Here is a 25068-nt window from a genome sequence, read left to right as displayed (position 1 = left end):
TCAGGGAGGGAAAATAAGCATGTCTATTAAATCCATTCGGGAATCCGGTTTGTCTTTACTGATCATGATCATGCTCTTCTCGGCAATCGGGTGGGCACCGGGAGTTGTTCACGCGGCTGCGACTTATTACGTTGCCACAAACGGAACAACTTCGAATCCGGGCACGTTCAGCCAACCTTTCGCCAATATTAATCAGTTCATGGCGGTTGCGCAACCGGGGGATACCGTGCTAGTGCGCGGAGGGACTTATTCGATTGGCGAGACCTATTTGTCCAAGTCGGGAACCGCATCCGGCGGCAATATTACCATTAAGAATTATCCCGGAGAAGCTCCGATTCTAGATGGCGGAGGCTCGAACGGCGTCGCGTTTTATTTTGGCGAAGGGAATCAGGGCGCGGGCAATGGCAGTTATATTACGATTGACGGATTTATTATCCGGAACTACTGGCGCAGCGGGATCAATATCGGCTGCTGCGAAGTAAACGGCGCTCATCAGACGGTAAGCAACGTGACGATCCGCAATAACGTCGTTGACCGCATGGGTCAAAACGGCATTACGCTGATGAATGCCGCCAATGTTACCGTAGAGAACAATCTGGTCGGACGGACCGGATGGGATGCGGGTACCGGCTCTTGGTCCAGCGGAATTAACCTCTATCAAATTTACGGTTCCAATAATGTCGTTCGCAATAACGTCACCTATCACAATATTGACGTATCCGGCTATCATACGGACGGCAACGGCATTATCGTCGATTTGTCCTATTACAACGGCAGTGCAAGAATCGAAAATAACCTCGCTTTCGAGAACGGAGGAGCGGGGATTATTATGACCCACAGCGCGGGAGGCACCATCGTTAACAACACGTTATACGAGAACGGCAAGGAGCCGACCTATGTCAACGGAGGAACGGGTCTTGGCTTTTACGGCTCGGAAGGAACAAACGGCATGACCGTCAAGAACAATATTGTCTATCAATCGTTTGGCAATGGGCTCTACACGTCCCAAAGCATGACAAGCAGCACGTTTGCAAACAACAATATTGCCGGTCAATCCGGTTATGCCGATCCGGCATTCGTAGATGCCAACAACGCGGATTTCCGGTTGCAGTCGACTTCTTCCAGCATCGATACGGGCACATCCTCAGGCGCTCCTTCGGACAGCATTGGATTCGACAAAAACGCGCTAATGAAGACGACATCCAATCAGCCGGTCAGCTGGTATCGTTATGCGCCCGACTTCACGTATATTTTGGGCAAAGGCGAAGTTAAGAATTTGTTCGCTTCCGTCTCCAGACCTCAAGGCGGCGGTTATGATAAAGGGGCTTTCGAATCCACGGGCACTGGAGGAGGAACGGGCGGCCAAACGGGAACGAATCTGATAGCAAACGGCGAATTTGATAGCGGAACGAACGGCTGGTGGACGTATTTCGACAGTACGGCATCCGGTTCGATCGCTACAACGGCTAGCGCGGGGCTAAGCGGTTCAAATGCGCTTAAGTTCGATCTGGCAAACGGCGGGGATGCGGATTGGAAAGCCCAATTGGGCCAGACGGTTTCTTCGCTCTCGTCAGGGACAACGTATACGTTAAGCTTCAAGGCGAAGGCGGATTCCGCCCGCAGCATAACCGTCAGCGTCTCGCAGGAGGGATCGCCTTATTCGACCTTCTTAAGCCAATCTGCAAGCCTGACAACTAGCGGCCAAACTTATTCTTATACCTTTACGCCTAACGCGGCCGGCAATGTCTATGTCAAATTTAACGTTGGAGGCAGTAACGCGGATGTTTATGTTGACCAAATCTCTCTGGCGAGCGGGAGCGGAACGGCTTCGAATCTCGTAACGAACGGCGGCTTTGAATCTGGGGCGCTTGATGGCTGGTCGTCTTGGGGAGGGACGCAGCAAGCAACGGCTACTGCAAAATATTCGGGCAATTACGGATTGTCTTCTTCAAGCAACGGCATTGCTCAAACGATAACGGTAGAGCCTAATACGACTTATGTATTAACCGCCATGGGCAAGGCTGTTACCGGTTATATGAATATCGGCGTAACCAATTACGGAGGAAGCGAGATCAGCAGGCAGGTTTCATCCAGCTCTTGGGCAGCTATAGCGCCGATCACGTTTACGACGGGCTCAAGCACGACTACCGCTCAGATTTATGTATGGGAGCCGCAAGGCAATACGGGTTACGCGGATGATTTCAAGGTTGTCAAACAATAGCGTTCGGCGATGTCCTATCCTCCCCGCGAGCCGCGGGGAGGCTTCTCTGCCATATGCGGCAGAAGAATAGAGATTTCCGGGAGAGGCGGAGTTGAAATGTTTACTAGAAGAGCTTATCTGATTGAACCGGGCAAATTAGAGGTAAGGGAAACGGAGCTGCGGATGCAGCCGAACGAGCTGTTGCTGGAAGTATTGGCCTGCGGATTATGTACCTGGGAGCTTAACCATTATCAAGGGCGAATCGGAGAGGCTCCAATGTCGCTTGGACATGAATTCGTAGGTAGGGTTGTAGACAAAGGGGGACATGTTGCCGGCTTTGAGATTGGGGATGTGGTTACCGGTCTGCCCGGTGCGCTCGACGGGTTCTCCGATTACATGACGGTAGCTGCGAGCAACTGCGAGAAGGTTGCCCCGGGAATTAAACCGGAACATGCGCTTGGCGAACCGCTTAAGTGCGTGGTTACCGTGCTGCGCGGCGCTGCGCCGGAAGCGGGCGATTACGGGGTAGTGATAGGCGCGGGACCGATGGGACTATGGGCTATTCAAGCTCTTGCGGGCAACTCGCTCAGCGCTTTGATCGCGGTAGACGTTGATGAAGAGAAGCTGAAGCTGGCCGCGAATTACGGCGCAACGCATACGGTGAACCCGGCTGCCGGGAATGCAATCGAAGCGATCCGGGCGATTACGCGGGGCCACATGGCGGATTTTGTAATCGAAGGGACAGGCAACACGAAGGTCATTAATGACGGGATCGCAATGCTTAAGGCTGGCCGTGGCCGATTGGTTCTAATGAGCTCGTATAAATCGGCTGCCGACAACCTTGACGTTGTGGGCATGGTAGAACGTTCTGTTGAGATTCGCGTCCCTCATCCGGGTTACTCTCTCAGTGAGCAGGATGATTTGAGAAGAGCTGTACAGCTTCTCAATAAGGGGGTATTCCGTTTGGAAGGCATTGTAAGCCACCAATATTCCTTGAATCAGATTCAGCAGGCATTTGAGGCTCTTGAGAAGCGGCCGGCCGGTTATCTGAAGGGAGTCGTGATCCCCAAGCTATGAAGATGGAAGGAATGGAGACCCTGCAGCAAAGAAAGTTCAGCGTGAACTTTTTGTTAGCAGACGGAGCGGTGCTGCAGCGCGGCAAGCCCATCCGCGTCTGGGGCAAGAGACTAACGGCGAATACTAACCTGAAAGTAAGTTTAGAAGGCTATTCCGCATTTGCTACTGGCTGCGGGGAGGAATGGGAAGCGTTCCTGCCGGAGTTTGAAGCCGGGGGACCCTATGAGTTGCGGATTGAGGATCAGGAAAGCAACAATAACCTGGTTCTGACCGATATCTGGGTCGGAGATGTGTGGCTCGCGGGCGGACAATCCAACATGGAGTGGCCGTTGGAAGAATCCTTTGGAGGGCAAGAAGCGCTGCTTCAGGCAAAGGATTCCAACTTGCGGTATTTCCATGTTCCCCGGGTCGCTCACGAAAGTTTATATGAGGAGAGGGAGCATGGTCAGCCTAGTTGGGAGTCAGCGTCTCCCGAAGCAGCAGGGAAGTTCTCCGCGGTTGCTTATTATTTTGCCCGTAGCTTGCGGGAGTCGCTGGACGACGTGCCAATCGGGATCATCGGCTGCAATTGGGGAGACACGTCGGCAGCCTGCTGGGTCCCGGAAGAGACGTTGTTATCCGATCCTTGTCTGACTCCTATTCTGGAGAAACATCAGAAGGTTATGGAAGAGTTTCACCTTCCTGATTACGAGCGCCAAATGAGCGTTTATCTCGAGCAGGTGAAGCTGCAGGAAGAAGGAGTCAGGCAAGGTTTGCCTTCTGAGCAGCTGCCGCCATATCCTTGGCCAATGCCGCTTGGGCCGCATAGCCATCAGCGTCCAAACGGGCTATATCATACCATGGTGAAGCGGGTCATCCCTTACTCCATAAAAGGGTTTATCTATTACCAAGGCGAGAACGACGTCATGCTTGGCGGAGAATACGAGAGGCTTCTAACCGCCTTGATTCTCAAATGGAGAGCCGATTGGCAAGACCGCGCCTTGCCTTTTCTATTTGTGCAACTGCCGTTCTTTGGCAAAGGAGATGCTGCATTCGGCCAGGATTGGCCGAATCTTCGGGACGCTCAACAAGCCGTGGCACATCTGGTACCTCATGCGCATATGGTCGTCTCGCTGGATTGCGGGGAGAAGGAGGATATTCATCCGAAGGATAAGAAGCCGATTGGGGAACGCCTTGCCCGATTGGCTTTAAATAAGGTGTACGGGCTGCCCGTTATTGCAGAAAGGCCAACCCTCGAAGCGGCATGGCTGGAAGCGGGAACCGTTCATCTTCGCTTCGGACATGCGGATAGCGGGTTGAAAGGCGGAGTACGGGGAATAGATGGATTTGAACTAGCCGATGAGGAAGGCTTATTCCATTATGCGGCAGCATCCGTGCTCTCGGATGGCCGGACCATTCAAGTATCCTGCGAACACATCTCCCATCCGAGAAGGGTTCGTTACGGGTGGCGGAATTGGATGATGGCCAATCTGAGGAACGGACATGGCCTGCCTGCGGCGCCACTGCAAGCTTGCCTTGAGCCTGCTCAATTGCGTAAACCGGGCGATCTCTGGCTGGATACGGATAGGCGTCCCGTACATGCGCATGGCGGAAGCATCTTGTACCATGAAGGCGTATATTACTGGTATGGCGAATACAAACGCGGAGCAACATCGACGAGCCCAGCCGGCATTAACCGGGTCGATTTCTTGGGCATTGGCTGTTATTCTTCAATCGACCTGACCAATTGGCAGTTCCGGGGACTTGTCCTTAAGGCCGAGAACGATCCGGAGAGCGAATTGCATGCGAGCAGAGTGGCGGAGCGTCCGAAGGTTCTATACAACGCCTCCACCAAGCGGTTCGTGATGTGGCTGCATGCGGACGATGAAGATTACAAAGCAGCCAGCTGCGGGATTGCCGTGGCGGAAGCGCCGGAAGGACCGTTCCAATACGTGGGGAGCATTCGGCCAAACGGGGAAGAAAGCCGCGATTTTACGTTGTTTCAAGACGAGGATGACCGGGCATACCTCTATTATTCGTCGGAAGGGAATGCCACTTTGCATATAACGGAGTTGTCCGAAGATTACTTGGGAGTGCAGAATACCTTCACCCGCAACTTTGCTGGCCAATATCGGGAGGCGCCTGCCGTCTTCAAGAAAGACGGAAGCTATCACATGATTACCTCCGGTTGTACCGGCTGGGAGCCTAACGAGGCGGAGTGGGCAATGGCGTCAAACCCCGAAGGACCTTGGATGCCTATGGGCAACCCATGCCAAGGCGAGGGGGCTGACCGAACCTTCGAGGCTCAGGGAACATGGGTCTTGCAGTCGCCAGATACGGGTAAACCTGTGATATTTATGGCCGATCAATGGAATAAGGACGATTTGGAGAACTCGCGTTATGCCTGGTTTGTTATGGACTGGGAGAAGAATCGGCCTATCGTTCGCATGTCGGAATCTTAATACAGATTAATAGAAAGCCCTCCGCGATTTGCTTCGCGGAGGGCTTTTTCATGGCATTTCATCAAGTTTTAGCGAAGTCCGTTGTTCCCGTCTAGTTTTCGTTGTTCGCGTCGATTGATGGCCCCGGCGGCTGAAAGGTATGCTGAATACAAGCAAAACAAGGCAATCGGTTACTGGAGGGACAGTTAGGATGAGAACACAATCACAACTAAAAAAACGCTTGAGACGAGAATGGGACATCCATCTCATGATTATTCCGGGAGTGCTGCTGCTCTTTGTGTTCAGCTATCTGCCCATGTACGGCGTGGTGACGGCCTTTCAGGATTACAACTTGTTCAAAGGTTTTGCCGACAGTCCGTGGGCGGGTACGAAGCATTTCCGAATGTTTTTCCATTCGCCGGATTTTTGGACCATTATGCGGAACACGGTTATTGTAAGCCTGTTGAAGCTGGTATTCAGCTTTCCGGCTCCAATAGCGCTCGCGCTTCTGCTTAATGAGGTAGGCAGAGCTGCCTTTAAGCGAATTATCCAAACTGTGAGTTATTTACCGCATTTTCTCTCATGGGTTATAGTAGGGGGCTTCGTCATTTCCATGTTATCGGTCGACAACGGCAGCATCAACATTCTGCTTATGAAGCTGCATCTGATCGACGAACCGATCAACTGGCTTTCCGAATCGAATTATTTCTGGGGCATTCTGATCGCAAGCAACGTGTGGAAGGATATTGGCTTCTCCTCAATCGTCTATCTGGCAGCCATTTCGGGCATTGATCCCCACCTGTATGAATCGGCTTCCATTGACGGAGCCAACCGCTTCCGGCAAATGTTCTCCATTACGCTGCCAAGCATCATGCCGGTCATCGTTATCTTTATGATTCTGGCCATCGGCAACGTCATGAACGCCGGGTTTGAGGATATTCTGATCTTGACCAACAACGGGGTTAACGCGATCGTGCGGGATGTCTCGGATGTCATTGATACTTACGTCTACCGGATCGGCATTCAAAACCAGCGTTTCTCTTATGCGGCCGCTGTAGGACTATTCAAATCGGCGATTAACGTGTTGCTGCTGATCGGTGCAAACCGCTTGGCCAGAAGATCGGGACAAAGCTTATGGTAAGGCTAGAAAAGAAGAAACGAGGATTCGCTTATGATAAAGCTTAGCTCTGGCGAGAAGGTATTTCAATCTTTCGTATATATCGTACTGATTCTGTTAGGCCTGGTAACCTTGTATCCGTTCTGGAATGCCATCGTTATTTCGTTCAACGCGGGCGCTGATACGGCAAGAGGAGACATTACGTTTTGGCCGAGGGTATTTACACTGGACAACTATAAGCTGGTCTTCGAAGACGGACGGCTCACCCACGCTTTTCTAATTTCCGTTCTGCGCGTGATCGTTGGCACCGCATTGTCGATCGCCTTCACGTCCATGCTGGCTTACGGATTGTCCAAGACGAAAATTTTATTGTTCAAACCTTATATGTTCTATTGCATCGTCACGATGTTCTTCAGCGGCGGACTTATTCCTTCGTTTGTTCTGAACAAGGAACTGCATCTGAACAATACGTTCTGGGTACTCGTTATCCCTTCGTTGATCAGCGTGTATAACATGATTATATTCCGGACGTTCTTCCGCGAATTGCCTGACGGGCTTGAAGAATCAGCCAAAATGGACGGCTGCACGAATTTCGGAACTTTCGTTCGAATCGTGATCCCCGTATCGGGTCCGGTATTCGCAACTCTGGCTTTATTTACGGCAGTCTACCATTGGAACGACTGGTTCACCGCCGCTATCTATATCAATAAGATGAATTTGCTCCCAATCTCCTCCGTCCTGCAACAAATTCTGAACTCGAATTTGGCAACGGAGATGCTCGCCACACAGACGGGAGGCAATGCGTCGGCGATCGATGCAGTAGGGAAGATTCAGACCGTTACGAGCAAATCGCTTAGCATGGCTACGATGCTTGTCGCTTCCATGCCGATTATCCTAATCTATCCTTTTCTTCAGAAATATTTCGTAAAAGGCGTTCTGGTAGGTTCCATCAAGGGGTAGAGTTTCTTCCGGGAGGTTATCCTCTTATACGCTTCCTCCCGAAGAGTTTCTATATATAATAAAGAAGAACGAGAGGGGTTACTAGACTATGAAGAAGACTAGGAAATCATGGATTGCCATCATGTCCGCTTTGCTAATTGCCAGCACGGCTCTTGGAGCCTGCAGCAACAGCAACAACGGGAACAACAAACCGGAAGCTTCTCCAAGCGGCTCATCCGGTGAATCAACGCCATCCTCGAACAACGCTTCCGCTTCACCGGCCGGCTTCCAGCTTGGCAGCCAACCGCTTAAATTCTCGATGTACGGCAACTATGATTGGCTTACGCTTGATCCATGGGCGGACGATGTTCCTACGAAGTGGATTCAGGACAATCTGAAGGTGACGATTGAACCAGTTCAATCCGGCGGTGCCGCGCAGCAGAAATTCAGCACGATGCTGGCTACCGATGATTTGACGGATGTCTTACTGCTCGACCGCGGACCCGATGTGGAGAAGCTTCGCCAGGCTGGCAAGCTAATCCCGCTCGACGATTACTACAACAAATATCCGAACTTCAAGAAATGGATGGGCGATGAGACGATTAATATGCTTCGCTCCTCGGATGGACATATTTACCAAATGCCGAACTGGTATACGACTTCCTCCAACGGCAACGCGGGTTACTTAATTAACCGCAAAGTGTATAAGGAGCTTGGTTCGCCGAAGCTCGAAACCTTTGACGACTTGTATGCGTATTTGCAAAAGGTGAAAGCTACGTATCCCGACATGGTGCCGCTTGAGACGGACGTAGAAGCGCAAGGCGTTCAAATTCTGGCATCCGGATTCGGAGAAGGTTATTCGCCGAACTGGCCGGGTCAGAACCGCGCGGTGCCTGTGGACGGCAAATTCGTATCTATATTCACGGACCCTGTATTTAATGAAACAATGAAATATGCAAGCAAGCTGTTCAGAGAGAAGTTAATGACGCAGGATTCTCTTACCGAGAAGAAGGAACAGGTATTCGAGAAGCTGACGAACGGCAAGGTTGCCGTATTTGCTTCCTACTCCGTGCTGGAAAATCAGATCAACGCGGCCAATACGGTCATGCGCAAAAATGATCCGGATAGCGGTTACGAGGTTATTTGGCCGGTTCATAAGGAAGGCGTTAGCAAGGATAAAGTGTTCCCTAACAACTATAACAAGCTTGGTTGGAACGTGAACGTTATCACGACGGCCGCCAAGGATCCGGAAGCCATCTTTGCCTTCATGGATTGGCTTACAGGTCCGGAAGGGATGTCCACGCTTTACTTTGGTCCAAAGGGCAAATATTGGAACGAAATGGACGCTAACGATTATCCTGTACTGAACGATACCTGGTTTAATACTCCGCAAGAGGACAAAGACAAAGACAAACTTGGCCGCTGGGCATGGGTGGGCAATACGACTTATCTGGACACAATGAAGATGGCCAACAATGCGAAGATGAAGCCGGAGCAAGTGCAATGGCCGGATACTCAGCAATCGGCCGTTACCTGGAAGACGTCTCAGGATCTTACGGCTTTCGTTAATCTGATGCCTGCCGGAGACACGGAAGCGGGTATTGCCAAAACGGCGGTTGACGAGATCTTCAAGAAATATTATGCGCAAGCCTTGTTCGCCAAGAGTGATGAAGAAGTTGATAACATCTTGAAAAAAGCGCAAGACGAAGCGATGTCTCAAGGCTACCAGAAGCTGCTCGATTACGAGACTGAAGCTTGGCAGAACAACCTGAAACAAATGGCTGGCAAATAAGAATATTGTGCACTGTAAGCGAAAGGGCCGAGCAGATATACTAAAGCTATATCTGCTCGGTCCTTGCTATATTTTCCATTGCCGACAGGAATGACAGGAATCGAGGTGGCTTCCGTGTATCGAGTAATACTAGCGGATGATGAAATGCTGGATCTGGAGGGCATGGAGTTTCTCCTGCCTTGGAAGGAACTTGGCATGGAGGTTGTGTACCGGGCAACTAACGCTTTCAAGGTTATCGAGTATTTGAAAAACAATGAAGCGGATGTGCTGGTCACGGATATCCGCATGCCGATTATGTCGGGTCTTGAACTCGTTCGCAAGCTTAAGGATGCGGGCTGTGAACTGAAAGTCGTGTTTGTAAGCGGGCATGAGGAATTTCAGTACGCCCGGCAAGCCATCCAGATGAATGCAAACGGTTACGTTCTAAAACCCGTAGATCACGCGGAAATGATGAAAGTGCTTAAGGAAATCCGTTCCCAACTCGATACCGAACGGTATCGCGGTGCCATGGACGAGAAATACCGCGAGTCAGCCCCTCTTATTCGGGATGAACAAATGAAAAGATGGCTGCGGGGAGAACAGGTGCCTGCCTCGGAGGAAGAGTGGCTCGCAGAAGCAGGGTTAGACAATCGCGAATCGAGTTATGGGGTCATACTGGCAGAATTGGATGACGCCGGTCTCAAATACGCAAAAAGAGAAGCAGCAGATTCCGGGGACGAGCAAGCTGAACAAGCATTGAAATTCATAGAGTATGCTTCAAGCTCAATGGGAGCTTTATTTGCGTTACGGGTCCATGCGATTCGGATACTGCTCGTATTTGACGTTACCGAACAATCACTGGAAACAGTGGCGCAGCAGCTGTTGACGACATTCAGAGAGCGGTTAAGCGGCACGATTACGGCAGCGGCTGGAGCGCCTTTCCCTCTACTTACGGCATTGCCAACAGCTTTCTCGGAAGTAAATAAGTTATTGGAGCACAAATGGCTGAGCGGGAAAAACCGGATTATTCAAGCCATCGACGTTGCGGAGGAAAGAGGAGCAGAAGGAAGACGTCCGGAGATCATGCTGGACGAGATGTTTGCGGCTATGCTGAATTACGATCTTGTCAAAATTGACGATTGTCTGCAGGATTTATTTTCCTTTATCAAGCATTTCGACCGAAAATTAAATGTCCAGTCCTTCGCCCAGCATATTCTTTCCAAGCTGGATACTTATTTGGAAAGCGTGAACGAGAATCTGGAAAGTCTCTTAGGCATCCGATTTGATCAGCTAGACATACTCTATCATTTCGAGACGGTGTACGATATCCAGTCGTGGATGCGCAGGAGATTCTTCGAAATTTCGGAATCCTTGCAGAGAAAGAAGCAGAAGAAGAACCATAAAATCATTAAAGAGATCGAGGAGTACGTGAATGCCCATCTTGACCGGAGCATCGAGCTTCGCGAAGTGGCGGACCGTTTCTCGTTCTCGCCCAACTATCTGGGCCATCTCTTTAAGGAAGAGAGCGGGGTCACGTTCAGCGAGTTCGTCATTCGGCAAAGGCTCGCCAAAGCGCATGAAATGCTGCAGGACCCGGTACGCAAAGTTTACGAGGTTGCCTTCAGCGTCGGTTACAAAAATCTGACCCACTTCAACAAGCTGTTCCGGGATGCCTACGGGCTCTCGCCGAACGAGTTCAGGAGGCAGCGTTGATGAAGCGGTTGCTTGGACTTAAGGATAAGCGGATGTCCTTCGGCTTCAAGCTGATGATCTCTTATCTTGTCTTCGCCTTAACGCCAACGGCGGTTGTTGGCATGATTGCCTACCAGTCGTCGGTGCACTCGATCAAGGAGCAAACCCGCGTTAATCTTAGCGGAACCTTGGAGCAGATGCGGGATAATATCGATTACAAGTCGTCCGAGATCAAGCGAAGCTCGGATCAGCTGTTTTACGATCTGACCGTGCAAAAGCTGCTGCGAACGTACAAGGAAGGCTGGACGAGCTACGATTCTCTTCAGAATTACATGCTGCCCACCTTGCAGAACATAATGCTTAGAGCAAGCGGCAAGCTGCAGGTACGGCTCTATTTGGCCGAGGAATCTTTTCCCGAGATCTATGGCGAGCTGGATTCGCGGAACGATCCGCTTAACGAGAATAACCGGTTCGATATTTACCATCTGTCACGCATCGAAGACGAATCTTGGTACAAAGACTTGCCTTGGCAAGCCAATCCGGATGCCATTGAGCCCAAGGTGTACAGGGGAGAAGAATATGTCTGGAGCCAGGTCGAGAATGACGGGGAATTCGGCAACGTGTCCATGATTCGCCGCCTTGTCGATTTCGATAAGGGCAAAACATTTGGCATCCTCCGCATTATGGTCAAGGTGGATGCTCTGCTGGAAGCGGCCGATTACCGGAAGCTCGGAGACTCCAGCACTTTATCGGTAGAGGACAGCGAGGGCAAGACAATGCGGCTGTCCGGTGTTACGGATAACAACTTTGGCGAGACTGCAGGTCGCCAAACGTTTACCATACAGGATGTTTTGCCCGGATTGGGCTGGAAGATCATAGCATCCCTACCTCAATCGGTACTGGAGAAGGATGCCAGGCATGTCCGCAATTTGACGCTGCTTGTTTGTTTTATAAGCACGATCGTGCTGATTGCGATTGGAATTGTGATCTCTCGTTATTTCTCCAACGGGGTAAAGAGAGTTATCGCTTCCTTGAACGCGTTCCGGAGCGGCGATTTCGGAAGCCGGATGGAGATTCACGGCGCCGATGAATTCGCTCAGATTGCAAGAGCGTTTAATAAGATGAGCAAAGACATCGATCTATTGATTCAAGAAGTGTATCTGGCCAACATAGAGAAAAAGGAAGCCGAGCTCGAGACGCTGCAAGCGCAGATTAACCCGCATTTTCTGTACAATACGTTATCTTCGATCAGCCGGTTGGCCAAGATGGGCGAGATCGACAGGCTGCATGACATGGTTATGGGACTTGCGAAGTTTTACCGTCTTACGCTAAACGAAGGCAAGACTCATATTCCCGTTACCAAAGAGCTGGAGCAGGCTATCACTTATCTGGAGATACAGAAAATCAAGCACCGGGACCGGATTCAGGTATGGTATGATATCGAACCTTCCGTATACGGGTACGAAACGATCAAAATTATTCTTCAGCCGTTCCTGGAAAATGCGCTGCAGCATGCTTTTTTCGAGGATGAAATGTCGTTAAAGCTAATGGCGAGGCGGGAAGGCGATCTAATCGTCTTTGGCATTGTTGACGATGGCGTAGGCATGAGCAAAGAGCAGCTTCGGCAGATCAATGATCCGAATGGAGTCAAAATAGGCTACGGCGTCCGCAATGTCGATGAGCGAATTAAACTTCAATACGGACAGGCCTACGGCGTGGAGTTTGGCGGCGGTCAAGGAATAGGGACATCCGTACGCATAACGGTACCCGCCATTCGAATCGGCGGGAGAAATGCCTAACGATTGTCTATCCAAGAACAGTCATAAATCCTACTCCGCTAATGGCCGTTCATAGGTAACATAGGGGGAGACGTAAGACACTTAAAGAGGGAGCCTGTTGAATGAACATTTCCTTTGTACCGGTTACGGCAAATGCGGTTGTCACTTACGATCGCTACGAGATCGTTATTCGGGTTGATGAACCGGCATTTCGCAATCCATTCACCGAAGTGGAGATCATCGGACAATTCGGACGCGATGAAGACTTATTTACCTTTCAACATGGTACGCCCGATGGCGAGCTCGGAACGGCGGACAATCGCGATAGCCTTATTCCGGTAGACGGATTTTGCGATTCGGAGGACGGAAGCTTGTATCGGATTCGATTCATGCCGCGTTCGGCGGGGCGGTACGTTTACACGGTCTCTTTCCAATACGGGGGCAAGGTATGGTCACATGAGGGGCATTTCGATGCCATAGCCGGCGATAACCGCGGACTGATCCGGGTAGATGAGGAGCATCCGTTTCATTTCGTATGGGAGGGAACGGGCGAGCATTACTTCTATAACGGAATGACGGCTTACCATTTGCCCGGCATCCGCAAGGAAGAAGAAATCAGGCGCACGCTTGACCGCTTTCATCATCATAAAGTTAACCGGGTGAGGTTCGGATTAAGCTCCAGCAGGGTGCGCAGCGCGATGGCTTGGTTTGAGCCGGTATACGAATCGGAGGATTTCACGTTCTGCTATGGCCCTTGGAAGGCTGAACGTCCGGAAGATGCGGAAAATCCGGGATGGGACGTAACCAGGTTCGACCTTGCTTATTGGCATAAGCTGGAGCGGTTAGTCGAATACGCCGGCCGGAAAGATATCGTTCTTTCTATCATTATGTATGTAGACGCTTACCGAAAGGGTGCTGATCCCTTTGGCAAGCTTCTGATGGGCGGCCAAGACGAACAGAGGTATTTCCGTTATGCGGCGTCACGGCTCGCTGCTTTCCCGAATATAACCTGGGACCTAACGAATGAATACCGGTTGATCCGTCCGCGGCAATGGGTGGAACGAATGGGGCATTATCTTCAATCATGCGATCCCTATCATCATCTCATGACCTGCCATGGGCACGGAACCTTTGAATTCCGCACGTCGGGCTGGGCGGATTTCGCCGTATACCAAAGCTGGGATGAGAACGGCGGTTATTCGTACATGCGGCAGAACAGGGAATTGCAGCTGCAAACAGGCAGAATCATTCCTCAAATCAACGAAGAATTTGGCTATGAAGATCATTACCCGACGGCTTGGGGCGAAGGCAAAGTATACCCGATGAGAAGCCGCGATACGCTGAGGCGCAGAGCATGGGAAATCTATATGGCCGGCGGTTATCAGACAAGCGGAGAATACGCGGGACATGGTCTCGGCGGCTGGGTGAACGGGCGCGGCGATGATTCGATGAAGCTGCTCGAAGGGTTTGCCCACATTGCGACTTTCTTCGAAACTTGCGCGTGGTGGAAGGCGAACCCGAGTGAAGCTTTGGTCAAGCAACCGGATGCGTTCTGTCTTGCCAATGAGGGTGAACTGTACATCGTGTATACACCGGTTCCCCAGAACATTGAGCTTCAACTGCAAGCCGGGAGCTACGAAACGACCTGGTATAACCCGAGAACAGGACAATTTATGGAACCGCATGTTATTCAAGCGTCGGGACAAGCCGTTCAGTTCGAGTGCCCTCAAGCAGGGAGCAGCGCAGTGAATAATGATTACGTGCTCCGTCTGAGACGAAGCGAGGACTAATACCGTTGTAACCCGCAGGCCGTGGAGAATCCTGAAATTGGAACTCGCAACGGCCTGTTTTTTTTAGAGAGCATAATCACCCGATCTTCCTACCTGCAGCAATCTATTGTCCCACTCTACTTTCGTAAAGCCGCCCCTATAATGAGGAGGATATAGGAGCAGAAAGAAGGGACAGACATGAGCAAGATGTATGTAAACGTCATTCACCGGGCTGACCGGGGGGCGTCCATGCTGGAAGGAATTAAGTTTCAACAGGATGAAGCACACCGCGCCGGCATCCGGACAACGATATTATTGTCTTACGAGGGACTATGCGATCCGGATATGGTGGCTTACGTAAAGACGCAAATGGGATTAGGCGATGAAATAGGCATTCATTTCCACAACATGATGTGCGAAGAAATGCTTCCATACGCGGAGAGCGACGAGCAGGCGTTGTATTTGCATTCGTTTTCGTCGAAAAAGAAAATCGTGGACCGCATCTTCGAGGTATTCCAAGCGGAGTTTGGCTTTGTTCCAACTGCCATCGGCGGTTATATCATGGACACGGAAACCACGCTTTATATTAAAGAGAAATATCCGCAGGTGAAGACGTCCATTACGAATTGCTTCGAAGAAGGCGTCAAGATGTTCGAGGGCAATAACGGCTCCTGGTATTTGTTCAGCGACGGCGGACCTTGGGGGGCTTTTTATCCTTCCAAATATCACTATCTGGCTCCCGGCCGGGACAAAGAAAGCTCCATTGATCTGGTTGCCTTGCCGCATTTGAACCGGGATATGGTGCTTGCGCTGACTAGCCGCGACGATTATTTCTCCTCCCATCCCGCTAACGTGATGAGAGCCAAGGCGAATGACGGACCAAACAGCCCGTATATGCACCGGTTTGTCGATCAATGGATCGAGCAGAAGAACTATAACGGCTTTTCCTATTACAACGTGTTTGTCAGCACGCCATGGGTAGTGCCCGGCAATATATTTGTCGATAACTTTGAACATGCGCGCGCGTTATATATCGATTCCCTGCAATACCTGAAAGGGAAGGCGGAGCAAGGCGAAGTGGAGTTCGTGACGATGAGCGAATTCGCCGACTTCTACAAAACGGAGATTGGCGCCGGAGCGGCGGAGGTCAACTTGTGGAAGGACATCCTGGCCGGCACGAAACGCCAGACGTTCTGGTACGCGGATTCCTATTTCCGCGCGGCTATTGATTTGAATATTGGCGGCGTTATTTGCGATTTCCGCCCGTACGTCGGCGAATTGTCCGGCGATACCGGACCGGATACGGACATTTTGTGGAACGGCAACTACCCTTATGTCATTGCCCGGGAGCATCGCGGCCATTCCGGACACCGCTGCGTGATCAAGTATGGCGATGCATCGGCCAGCATTGAAGGAAAACGCGCCAAGGGAAGAATCGAACGTACGCATGATGGCAAGCAGCAGCTTGTTGTCGAGCCGATCAGCATTCAAGTTGGCGATCTCGAGGTTACGCTGGAATCCGCGTTCACCTTCACGGGAGATGGCAGAATTCTTATTGAACGCCGCGTACTTGAGCTGTCCGATCCAACGGCTGAAATTACGCTGACGGAAGTGCTCGACGGCTGTTACGGAACAACGGTGTATCCGGAGGATATGCGAGGCATTGAATTGACCGTACTGTCGCATCAAGAGGAGAAGCACACGATCCCGTTCACTTACCGTTCGAAGGAAGCGCGCGTTGCGGCTCCAACGGAAGTGAAGGCCGTTATCCCGCAAATCCGCACGCAATTGTCCCTGACTCCCGAAGGGGAAGCGGATTGGGGTAGCGTGAAGGAAGGCGTCCTGTTCAAGCCCTACTACAAGCTCACGCTTGAGAAAAAAGTTCAGCTCGGAGGTGTCCTGTCATCATGGCTCAACGTGGAAAAACGATGAAATTGCTATTATGCCCTTCCTGCTTCGCCAGAGAGATCGATTACTTGCTCGCTTATGACGAGGAGGAAGATGAATATTATTGCCAGCGTTGCTGTTATGCGGGTAAAGAAGAGAACGTACTAGAGTTCTACAAAGTATTCCGCAATGAAAAATATAAACTTTATAACGTCACGTACTAGGAGAGGATCCTTTGTGAATTATAAAAATCTCTATTTGCATAATGTCGCGGAACTTATGCCGGTTCAAGACGGGGAAGGTATGCAGTTGTGCCGCATTCCGAATGCTCTGCGGCTGCAGCTTCACGAAATTGCGCATGATTCGGCACTCAAGACGGGCTCCGTGGAAATCCGGTTCCATATGAAATCGGATCGCGTAAAGCTGAAGTTCGCGGTATTGAATACGAAGCAGCTGACGGGAGGACATACGGTAGCCGAGGTGTATCACGGAACCTTCCAGGAGAACGCTCCCCGGATTCTGGGTACCCATGTGACGGAGATCGAGATTGAACGTCCGAAGGAAATGGAGCTTATGCAGATGATTGCAGCCAAAGAGCAGCTCCGTTTTCCTCCGGATCTCGTTCGGGTCATTCTTCCCTATGAGAGCCATATCGCTTTCATTGGCGTGGAGGGAGAGACCGAGCTGCCAAGAGAAGGCAGCATGCCCGAGCGCAAAATGCTCCTGTACGGTTCGTCAATCTCAAGCGGCGCGTCAGCCGTTCGTCCAACCGGAGCTTACAGCATGCGCACGGCCGAGAAGCTTGGCGTGGATCTATGGAGCTTGTCCATGGCCGGAGCGGCTATGGTAGACGCGGAGATGGCGGATTATATCGCGCAGCTGTCCGGCTGGGAATTTGCTTTTATCGAACTTGGCATCAACATGATTTGGGACGTCAAGAACGGAGTTCCGGGTTCGCCGGATGAATTCCGGAAGCGCGTCGATTATTTTATTTCCACCATCGCGGATGCTCACCCGGATAAATGGATCTTCGTCACCGATCTGTTCACCTACATGGGAGACGTGAGAAACGGAGAGATTGGACAGCAATTCCGCCGTATCGTCGAAGAAAAAGTGATGCGAATGAACAGACCAAAGCTGATCCATATTCCCGGCGTCCAGCTGCTGACCAAGACTTCGCTGCTCACCTACGACATCATTCATCCGTCGGAAGAAGGGCTTCTGGAAATTTCCAACCATCTGGCGGAGCAAATCAGCCGCTATTTGACGGTGACGGCATGATTCGGATTTTGCTTCGGGGCGATGACTTTGGAGGAAGCTTATCGGCGAATCAAGCGATTGCGGAAGCATGCCAGCGCGGCTTGCTGAGAAATGTCAGCGTGATGGCTCCCGGACCTTATTTGGAACAAGGAGCTATGCTGCTCTCCGATTGCAAAGAGATTTGCTTCGGCATGCATATTACGATGAATGCCGAATGGGACCGCGCGAAATGGAAGCCCGTGCTTCCTTGTGAACAAGTGCCGAGCCTTATAGATGAACAAGGGTACTTCCTGTCTCATCCATCCCTAATGGGGAATGTGAATTTAGAAGAAGCCGTTGCGGAGACGCTCGCACAGTATGATCGGCTACGAGAGGTCGGATTCCCGATTTCGTACGTTGATGAGCATATGTTTTTCAGTTATTGCGTGAAGGGTTATGCGGAGTGGCTCGATAACTGGTGCCGACAGGAAGGCCTCGTCAATTTCCACCGTTATTTCCGGCCGCTTCCAAGGGCAGACGAAGCTGCGGCTATGGAATTCGCAGATCCGAATGATCTGGCCCAGATTTATCTATCTAAGCATATGCAAGATATACAAGCAGCACAAGAAGGGCTATATACCGTCATTCTGCATCCCGGTCTAGACAGCGGCGAGATGCGGCAATTCGGCAATGCCGAGTTGGACGGAGCGGACATCGCCGCGGAGCGGGATGCCGAACGCAGGATGCTTCTGGATCCGCGTCTTGAATCTTTATACAACCAATACGGCGTGACCTCCGTTCGTTACGACGAGCTGGAAGAGAGGAGTTAACTTAACCTATGAATGCTCATCATCATTATCCGAAGTCTTATCCCAGGGCAAAAGAAGTCTCGGTTACAGTAAACGGCCGCCTGGTAGACGTACTTCGCACAAACGTAGCTTATTTCGCACCGGTCACTTATTCCGGCTCGGCCGTCGTTGAGATCGAGGCAGCAGCGCCAATCCGCTCCGTGGCCATTAGCCCTCTAAAGCTCAATATTCCCGTTGAGGTTTCGGGCAACACTGCGCGATTTACCTTGGAGGATAACCGGTATTTGCATCTCAAAATCGAGGGCATCTCTTTGCCCCTGTTCTTCTATGGAAATGAGGAGCAGGCGTATGACGGCAAAGCGACATTGTACTTCAAGGGCGGACAGGTTTATGAAATTGGCGAGCTTGTCCTTCAGGACAATGAATCCATCTATATTGAAGACGGTGCCATAGTTAAAGGCAGCGTCCGCGCAAGCGGCGCTTCGAATATCAAAATCTATGGCAATGGCGTATTGGACGGTTCGTATTTCCATGGTACGAGAGATTACAGGACAATCCTGCTGTACGACTGCTCTAATGTTGAGATCCGGGATATTATTATGGTCGAACCGCCATGCTGGATGATTATGCTGGCGAACTGCCGTCACGTGCATATCGACCGCATCAAGCAGATCGGCGAGGTGGTCAGCTCCGACGGCATTGATATTGTTGGCTGCCAGCATGTACTGATCGAGAATTGCATTCTCCGCAATAACGACGACTGCGTTGTTATCAAAGCGTTCGACTGGTCGGAGAATCCGGACAGCCCTATGCTGTATGCGGCAAAAGACGTACATGGCATCGAAGTGCGCTCCTGCGTCTTCGTTAACGGACCGTCGGGCAATGCGGTTGAAATCGGCCATGAGCTGACGATTGACGAAGTTAGAGACGTGAAATTCCACGATATCGACATCGTCTCCGTTAACGGTTACGGCGCCGCGCTCAGCATTCATGTCGGCGATCGCGCAACGGTGAGGGACATCGTATTCGAGAATATCCGCATCGAGCATTATTACGATAAGCTGATCGACTTCCGGGTGATGCGTTCCATGTATAACACCGACAATGAAAGAGGCCGAATCCAAGATATCCTGCTGAAGGATATCGAGGTTGTAAGCTCGCTCTACAATCCCGGATATTCGATTTCCGTTATCGGCGGATACGATGCGGAACATCCCGTTGAACGCGTAACGTTCGACAACTTCAAGCTTGGCGGCCGCAAAATCATGGACGGCAATGAGCTTGATCTCTTTGTAAAAGAAGCAAGAGACATTAAGTTCAAATAACAGCCGATTCTCGACTATTTTCGAACGATTTTCCTACCGGCTCGCGGAATCGGCTTTTTATACTTTACATTAGGGGAGGCATCTCGTTTATGCGGGTCGATGTATCCAAAATACCTTTTAGTTATCCCGGCTCTTACTTCGCCATTAATCGGATGGGGACGTACGAAGATGAGCCGGAAGGCCTTTATATAAGATCGCTTCATAAAGACGTTTACCGTCAGCGGGTGGCTAGATTGGTCCTTCTTCATGAAGGGAATCCCGTACCGTTCGCGGAAGAAGCATCCGCTGCAAGCATCGCGCTACGCTCGGAATTCGGCAGCGCGGTCATTTGCTTCGAGGATCCGACAACCTTGCAGGTCCAGACGGAAAACGTAAGCATTCGATTCGAATTTATTAGAGCCTCGCATGTTGTTCCCTATGGCGCGAAGCAATGCGAAGTGAATTCGGACGGATCGCGCGAGCATATCCGTTTAACCTCCGCTGCGGGAGACTTGATTGTTAACACGAGCTGGAACGGCGATAACGCGGATTACGTCAACATTGACTTTGCGCCAAGCGCCGGAGCAACATCAGCCGAGGGAGCGTTGGAGTTATACCGGGACAGCATTACATGGAAGGAACGGACGTATTCCTCTTTCACGGACAGCCTTCAAGCTGCAACAGACCTGTTCGAGGCGTATGAGCAGTCGGCTCTTCCGCTTCCCGAGCGCTATTCGGAAGCTAGGCAATTAGCTGTGTATTTGAACTGGATGGTGCAGGTACGGCCATACGAGAATATTACGCGCCCAACGATGTATGCTTCCAAAAGCGGCATGTGCGGCATTTGGAGCTGGGATCATTGCTTCCATGCCATGGCGGTTGCGGAGCAGGATCCGGAGCTGGCTTGGCATCAGTGGATGCTGGTCTTTGATCACCAGGATCAGTTCGGGGCATTGCCGGATACGATCACGGACAATTACCTGGTAAGAGGTTACGTAAAACCTCCAATCCATGGTTTCGCGCTGAAATGGATCATGGAGCATACGGATTGGGTGACGAACGACCATCTGCTTGAAGCTTATCCATCGCTCGCGAAATGGACGGAATGGTGGTTCAATCACCGGGACAGCGATAAGGACGGCATGCCGGAATATCATAACGGCAACGACTGCGGATGGGACAACAGCACGATATTCGCGGATGGCATGCCGCTTGAAAGTCCCGATCTCGCTACCTATTTGATTATTCAAATGGAGACCCTTGAGACGATCGCCAGAAAGCTTGGCATGCTGGCCGAAGCAAATAGCTGGAAGATAAGATCGCAGCAGTTGTTCGATAATTTGCTTGAGCATTTTGTTGACGAAGGCAGGCTTAAGGCAAGACGCGCAGGCAATCATGAGTTTGTGGAGAGCAAATCGTTAATTCTGTATCTTCCATTATTGTTAGGCGAAAAATTGCCTAAGGGGATTCGAGACCGTATGATAGAAGAGCTTAAGGTTGAAGGAGCTTTCTTGACGGAATACGGACTAGCGAGCGAACGTCTGGACAGTGCATGGTTCGAGGAGGATGGCTATTGGAGAGGTCCGATCTGGGCGCCTCCGATGTTTCTGCTCTCTCATGCCTTAAGTCAACTAGGCGAAGAGGAATTTGCTAAGGATCTTGCAGGACGATTCTGCGACTTGGTCGCAAAGAGCGGAATGGCCGAGAATTTCCAAGCCAAGACAGGACGAGCCTTGCGCGATCCGGGCATCACGTGGACGTCGAGCATTTTCTTGCTGCTTGGCAGCAAATACGCATAACTTATAAACTTATAACGGTTACATGAACATAGGATGTCTCCCGCGAGCGGGGGCGTCCTTTTCCTATACAGAGCAGCGGGGGATCAGGATGGTAAAAGGATTAGCGAGAATTGTACGGACCAATACATTGATGTTTAAATTAGGCAGCGTCATGACGCTCAATCTTCTTATACCGATTCTGCTGATCGGAAGTATTTCCTATTACTCGATCTATTCTATCCTGCAGAATAACATCGAGAAAGGCGTACAGAGCCGGATGAAGGAAATCGAGCATTCGATGCAGTCTTCCTTAGATAATCTGGGTTATGCCTCGCGGCAGCTTACTTTGGACGGGGATATTGGCAAACGTCTGGAACAATACATGAATCCAACCATACCGAACAACTTGAAATCCGAAATCCAGAGCGACATTGAATCGCGGCTTACGTTAATCAGCTATGCCAACCAAGGCCTTGGCCCGATGTATTATTTCATTCCGGAGCAGCAGATGAATCTGTTCCAAACGATGCTGCTCAAGAAAAACGTAGATCCCATGGAATATCCGACCTTGTTCACGGATCCGCTTACTTTATATCAAGGTCCTCATCCGAGCATTTATTTGTACAGCGACAACATTGTATTCTCGATTGTTCAGGAGATGACGGGCAACCGGAACCTGCCCAAAACTTATGTCTATATCGAAACAAACTTCAAAGTCGTTCAGGATTTGTTTCCGAAAGACGCCTTTGGCTTTAACGTGAATTACCTCATTCTTGATTCAACGAACAAGATTTTGTACAGCGATTTAAAGGATACGTATCCCATTAACTCCGAAATGCCATTATCCGGCTCATCCAGCCAGGTAATTAACGATAAGGGGAAAAAACTGTTCGTCCAGCGCGGGGAAGGCAATTGGTCGATCGTCGCGGTTGTGAACAAAAGAGATTTATCCGACGAGATTATTTCGTGGTCCATCCGCTACGGGTTAATTGCGGTTGGTTCATTAATCATCTGCCTTCTGCTGGCTTGGATGACCTGGCGGTTTATTAATCAGAAGCTGAGCTTGCTGAAGGAAGAAATTAAACAGACAACCGATCTACAGTTCGACCGTCCCTACGTCCCCATGAACATTATCGAATTCGACGAAGTGGTGGACCGGTTCTATCTGATGAGAACCCGAATCCGGGATCTGATCGTTGAAGTGGAAGAGAAGGAGAAGAATAAGCGGAAGCTGGAAGTGCAGAAGCTGAAGTATCAAATTAATCCGCATTTCATTCATAACACGCTCAACACCATCCAATGGATCGCAAGAATGCACAAGCAGGAGGAAATCGTGAATTTGGTCTCTATTTTCTCCCGAATTCTACATTATAACTTGGGGAAAGAAGGGGAGATCGTCCATCTCCGGGAAGAGATATCCGCGCTTAAGGATTACGTGGCGCTGCAGAAGATTCGTTACAATCATCACTTCCACGTCGTATTCGAGATAGAACCGGATACGGAGGAGCTGCCGATTATCCGGTTCCTGATCCAGCCTTTGGTAGAAAATGCGATGTATCATGCGTTTGTGGACGATAACGGGCAAATTACGGTTCGCGTGTTCAAAGAAAACGAAACCTCATTCATGATTGAGGTCGAAGATAACGGGCAGGGAATGGATCCCGATACGATTCAAAGACTGCTGTACTCGGATAACGAGAAGCGGAAGAGCGGGATGGGAATTGGCCTTAAATTCGTAAACCATATGATCCGGGAATATTTCGGCGAGGAGCATGCATTCGAAATAACAAGCGAGATTGGCGTGGGGACGATTATCAGAATCCGTCTTCCAATTCTGGACAAGGAGGCTGTTCAATGAAGACATTAATTGTAGACGACGAGCATTTTGTGAGGAAAGGGCTTATCCTGACGGTCCCTTGGAAGGAATACGGATTTGACATTGTCGGGGAAGCGGAGAATGGACAAAAAGCATTGGAACAGCTTGCGGCTCAGCCGATTGAAGTGTTGATCACGGATTTGACGATGCCGAAGATGTCGGGCTTTGAATTGATGAAAGAGGTGCAACAGCAGTATCCCCATATTTGGATTGTCGTACTGACCTGCCATCAGGATTTCGGGTACGTCGTAGACGCGATGCATGCCGGAGCAATTGACTATTTGGTGAAGACGCAAATTGAAGAAGGCAAGATGGAAGAAGCATTGGCCAGAATCGAGAAACGGATAAGTGATGGAACCAGGCACCGGCAACAGGCGGTTGTTCAGAAATCATCGTGCCCGGAGTTGATAGTCGTTCCGGCCCGAGCCAATGCGAAGCTGGATATGGTTCCATGGCCGGCTTCGCCGACGATTATGCCGATCGAACAAGGCTGCTTCCGCATTGCCGACTATGGCATTTACGACGTCAAACCGCTTCATAAGTTTTGGGAGGAAGAGCAGCTGTACGAAAGCTGGATCCCCGTTGTATGCGAAACGGCACCGGAGAAGGAATTTATGTCGACGAAGGATTGGGTCGCTCAAGTGAAAGAAAGCGTCTTTTACCGTTTCCGGCGAGATCTCCCATCCCCGGTGCGATTCATTCCCGCGGTCAGCCGCCCGACGAAAGGCATGGAACCTCTAGAGAAGATTGACCGAATGTTCCACTCCATGCACTGGATCTTTGATATGGGCTTGTATCAAACCTGGATTCAGCTGGTTGAAGAAGCCGAGCCAAACTCTTCGTACATTAGCGATGTAGTCGGCAAATTTCTGAAGGCGTTGTCCGTTATTCAAGGCTCTCCGACAGAGCTTGTAGATAATAGATCCATGTTGAAGCAATGGGACTGGCATGAGCTGCTGCAAAGCTTGACCGAACTGAGGCTTTTCCTGCAGCAGCGCAATTTCCCGGAAGAGACGGCAATCGGGATCTATAAAGCCATTTTGCTTATCCATGACGAATTATCCGAAAATCTGAATCAGGAGAACGTCGCGCAAAGGGTAGCGTTAAGCCGAAGCTATTTCGGCCAATGCTTCCGTCCGATTGTAGGCATGTCCTTCCATGAGCTGCTAACGGAAATGCGGATCCGCAAAGCCGAAGAGCTTCTCGTCACGTCCAACGAATACATTTATTCCGTTGCGGAGCAATCCGGATTCCAGGACGAGAAATATTTCAGCAAGGTGTTTAAGCAGCACCGTAATCTGCTGCCGAAGGAATACAGGGAGAAATACCGCAAATAACCGGATAGACAAATGAGTGAACGAAGTAGGAAAAATGAACGAAGAGCTTATTCGCTCGCGTTATTTAACAAATAA

General features: G+C 50.5%; 17 protein-coding genes. All 17 read left to right on the top strand.

The window, feature by feature from the left end; all coding sequences use genetic code 11:
• Positions 1 to 19 precede the first annotated feature (19 nt).
• Positions 20 to 2221, top strand: coding sequence for a carbohydrate binding domain-containing protein (locus QQK89_RS29435; RefSeq protein ID WP_284242352.1), 2202 nt, complete (start codon positions 20 to 22; stop codon positions 2219 to 2221).
• A gap of 96 nt (positions 2222 to 2317) precedes the next feature.
• The gene (locus QQK89_RS29430) at positions 2318 to 3277 is read left to right on the top strand and encodes a zinc-dependent alcohol dehydrogenase (RefSeq protein WP_284242350.1); all 960 of its coding nucleotides are present in this window, start codon (positions 2318 to 2320) and stop codon (positions 3275 to 3277) included.
• Positions 3278 to 3288: 11 nt separating this feature from the next.
• Positions 3289 to 5718, top strand: coding sequence for a family 43 glycosylhydrolase (locus tag QQK89_RS29425; protein ID WP_284242347.1), 2430 nt, complete (start codon positions 3289 to 3291; stop codon positions 5716 to 5718).
• A 190-nt stretch (positions 5719 to 5908) separates the two neighbouring features.
• On the top strand, positions 5909 to 6838 hold the full coding sequence (locus QQK89_RS29420; protein WP_284242344.1) for an ABC transporter permease: 930 nt from the start codon (positions 5909 to 5911) through the stop codon (positions 6836 to 6838).
• A 30-nt stretch (positions 6839 to 6868) separates the two neighbouring features.
• Positions 6869 to 7774 (top strand): carbohydrate ABC transporter permease, encoded by a 906-nt coding sequence (locus tag QQK89_RS29415; protein WP_284242342.1) that lies wholly within the window; start codon positions 6869 to 6871, stop codon positions 7772 to 7774.
• A gap of 88 nt (positions 7775 to 7862) precedes the next feature.
• Positions 7863 to 9545: an extracellular solute-binding protein gene (locus QQK89_RS29410; protein WP_284242341.1), complete on the top strand. Its 1683-nt coding sequence runs from the start codon at positions 7863 to 7865 to the stop codon at positions 9543 to 9545.
• Between the two features lie 114 nt (positions 9546 to 9659).
• Complete coding sequence (locus QQK89_RS29405) at positions 9660 to 11237, top strand: response regulator (protein ID WP_284242340.1); 1578 nt, start codon at positions 9660 to 9662, stop codon at positions 11235 to 11237.
• Positions 11237 to 13015, top strand: a complete 1779-nt coding sequence (locus QQK89_RS29400) for a cache domain-containing sensor histidine kinase (protein ID WP_284242339.1) — start codon at positions 11237 to 11239, stop codon at positions 13013 to 13015. The genes QQK89_RS29405 and QQK89_RS29400 overlap by 1 nt, the downstream gene beginning before the upstream one ends.
• Positions 13016 to 13116: 101 nt before the next feature.
• Entirely contained in the window at positions 13117 to 14784 is a 1668-nt protein-coding gene (locus QQK89_RS29395) for a DUF4038 domain-containing protein (protein WP_284242338.1), read from the top strand.
• Between the two features lie 177 nt (positions 14785 to 14961).
• Positions 14962 to 16695, top strand: coding sequence for a hypothetical protein (locus QQK89_RS29390; RefSeq protein WP_284242337.1), 1734 nt, complete (start codon positions 14962 to 14964; stop codon positions 16693 to 16695).
• Positions 16671 to 16874: a hypothetical protein gene (locus QQK89_RS29385; RefSeq protein ID WP_284242335.1), complete on the top strand. Its 204-nt coding sequence runs from the start codon at positions 16671 to 16673 to the stop codon at positions 16872 to 16874. The genes QQK89_RS29390 and QQK89_RS29385 overlap by 25 nt, the downstream gene beginning before the upstream one ends.
• A 13-nt stretch (positions 16875 to 16887) precedes the next feature.
• Positions 16888 to 17931: an SGNH/GDSL hydrolase family protein gene (locus QQK89_RS29380; RefSeq protein WP_284242334.1), complete on the top strand. Its 1044-nt coding sequence runs from the start codon at positions 16888 to 16890 to the stop codon at positions 17929 to 17931.
• Positions 17928 to 18719 carry a ChbG/HpnK family deacetylase gene (locus QQK89_RS29375; protein WP_284242333.1) on the top strand — a complete coding sequence of 264 codons (792 nt, stop codon included), beginning with the start codon at positions 17928 to 17930 and terminating at the stop codon, positions 18717 to 18719. The genes QQK89_RS29380 and QQK89_RS29375 overlap by 4 nt, the downstream gene beginning before the upstream one ends.
• Positions 18720 to 18727: 8 nt before the next feature.
• Positions 18728 to 20023, top strand: coding sequence for a glycosyl hydrolase family 28 protein (locus QQK89_RS29370; protein ID WP_284242331.1), 1296 nt, complete (start codon positions 18728 to 18730; stop codon positions 20021 to 20023).
• 89 nt (positions 20024 to 20112) lie between these two features.
• A complete protein-coding gene (locus QQK89_RS29365; protein ID WP_284242330.1) occupies positions 20113 to 21801 on the top strand; it encodes an amylo-alpha-1,6-glucosidase in 1689 nt (562 codons plus the stop codon).
• Between the two features lie 88 nt (positions 21802 to 21889).
• Complete coding sequence (locus QQK89_RS29360; RefSeq protein WP_284242329.1) at positions 21890 to 23638, top strand: cache domain-containing sensor histidine kinase; 1749 nt, start codon at positions 21890 to 21892, stop codon at positions 23636 to 23638.
• Positions 23635 to 24993, top strand: a complete 1359-nt coding sequence (locus QQK89_RS29355; protein WP_284242328.1) for a response regulator transcription factor — start codon at positions 23635 to 23637, stop codon at positions 24991 to 24993. The genes QQK89_RS29360 and QQK89_RS29355 overlap by 4 nt, the downstream gene beginning before the upstream one ends.
• Positions 24994 to 25068: the final 75 nt, after the last annotated feature.

It is taken from the genome of Paenibacillus glycanilyticus (genome assembly GCF_030161375.1).
Lineage (GTDB): Bacteria > Bacillota > Bacilli > Paenibacillales > Paenibacillaceae > Pristimantibacillus > Pristimantibacillus glycanilyticus_B.
Note: the sequence above shows the minus strand (reverse complement) of the source record. Positions and strands in the feature narration are given on the sequence as shown.

What these genes read in the sequence shown, in the direction of transcription:
- QQK89_RS29435 (WP_284242352.1), top strand. Translation starts at nt 20, where the DNA reads ATGTCTATTAAATCCATTCGGGAATCCGGTTTGTCTTTACTGATCATG.
- QQK89_RS29430 (WP_284242350.1), top strand. Translation starts at nt 2,318, where the DNA reads ATGTTTACTAGAAGAGCTTATCTGATTGAACCGGGCAAATTAGAGGTA.
- QQK89_RS29425 (WP_284242347.1), top strand. Translation starts at nt 3,289, where the DNA reads ATGGAGACCCTGCAGCAAAGAAAGTTCAGCGTGAACTTTTTGTTAGCA.
- QQK89_RS29420 (WP_284242344.1), top strand. Translation starts at nt 5,909, where the DNA reads ATGAGAACACAATCACAACTAAAAAAACGCTTGAGACGAGAATGGGAC.
- QQK89_RS29415 (WP_284242342.1), top strand. Translation starts at nt 6,869, where the DNA reads ATGATAAAGCTTAGCTCTGGCGAGAAGGTATTTCAATCTTTCGTATAT.
- QQK89_RS29410 (WP_284242341.1), top strand. Translation starts at nt 7,863, where the DNA reads ATGAAGAAGACTAGGAAATCATGGATTGCCATCATGTCCGCTTTGCTA.
- QQK89_RS29400 (WP_284242339.1), top strand. Translation starts at nt 11,237, where the DNA reads ATGAAGCGGTTGCTTGGACTTAAGGATAAGCGGATGTCCTTCGGCTTC.
- QQK89_RS29395 (WP_284242338.1), top strand. Translation starts at nt 13,117, where the DNA reads ATGAACATTTCCTTTGTACCGGTTACGGCAAATGCGGTTGTCACTTAC.
- QQK89_RS29390 (WP_284242337.1), top strand. Translation starts at nt 14,962, where the DNA reads ATGAGCAAGATGTATGTAAACGTCATTCACCGGGCTGACCGGGGGGCG.
- QQK89_RS29385 (WP_284242335.1), top strand. Translation starts at nt 16,671, where the DNA reads ATGGCTCAACGTGGAAAAACGATGAAATTGCTATTATGCCCTTCCTGC.
- QQK89_RS29375 (WP_284242333.1), top strand. Translation starts at nt 17,928, where the DNA reads ATGATTCGGATTTTGCTTCGGGGCGATGACTTTGGAGGAAGCTTATCG.
- QQK89_RS29370 (WP_284242331.1), top strand. Translation starts at nt 18,728, where the DNA reads ATGAATGCTCATCATCATTATCCGAAGTCTTATCCCAGGGCAAAAGAA.
- QQK89_RS29365 (WP_284242330.1), top strand. Translation starts at nt 20,113, where the DNA reads ATGCGGGTCGATGTATCCAAAATACCTTTTAGTTATCCCGGCTCTTAC.
- QQK89_RS29360 (WP_284242329.1), top strand. Translation starts at nt 21,890, where the DNA reads ATGGTAAAAGGATTAGCGAGAATTGTACGGACCAATACATTGATGTTT.
- QQK89_RS29355 (WP_284242328.1), top strand. Translation starts at nt 23,635, where the DNA reads ATGAAGACATTAATTGTAGACGACGAGCATTTTGTGAGGAAAGGGCTT.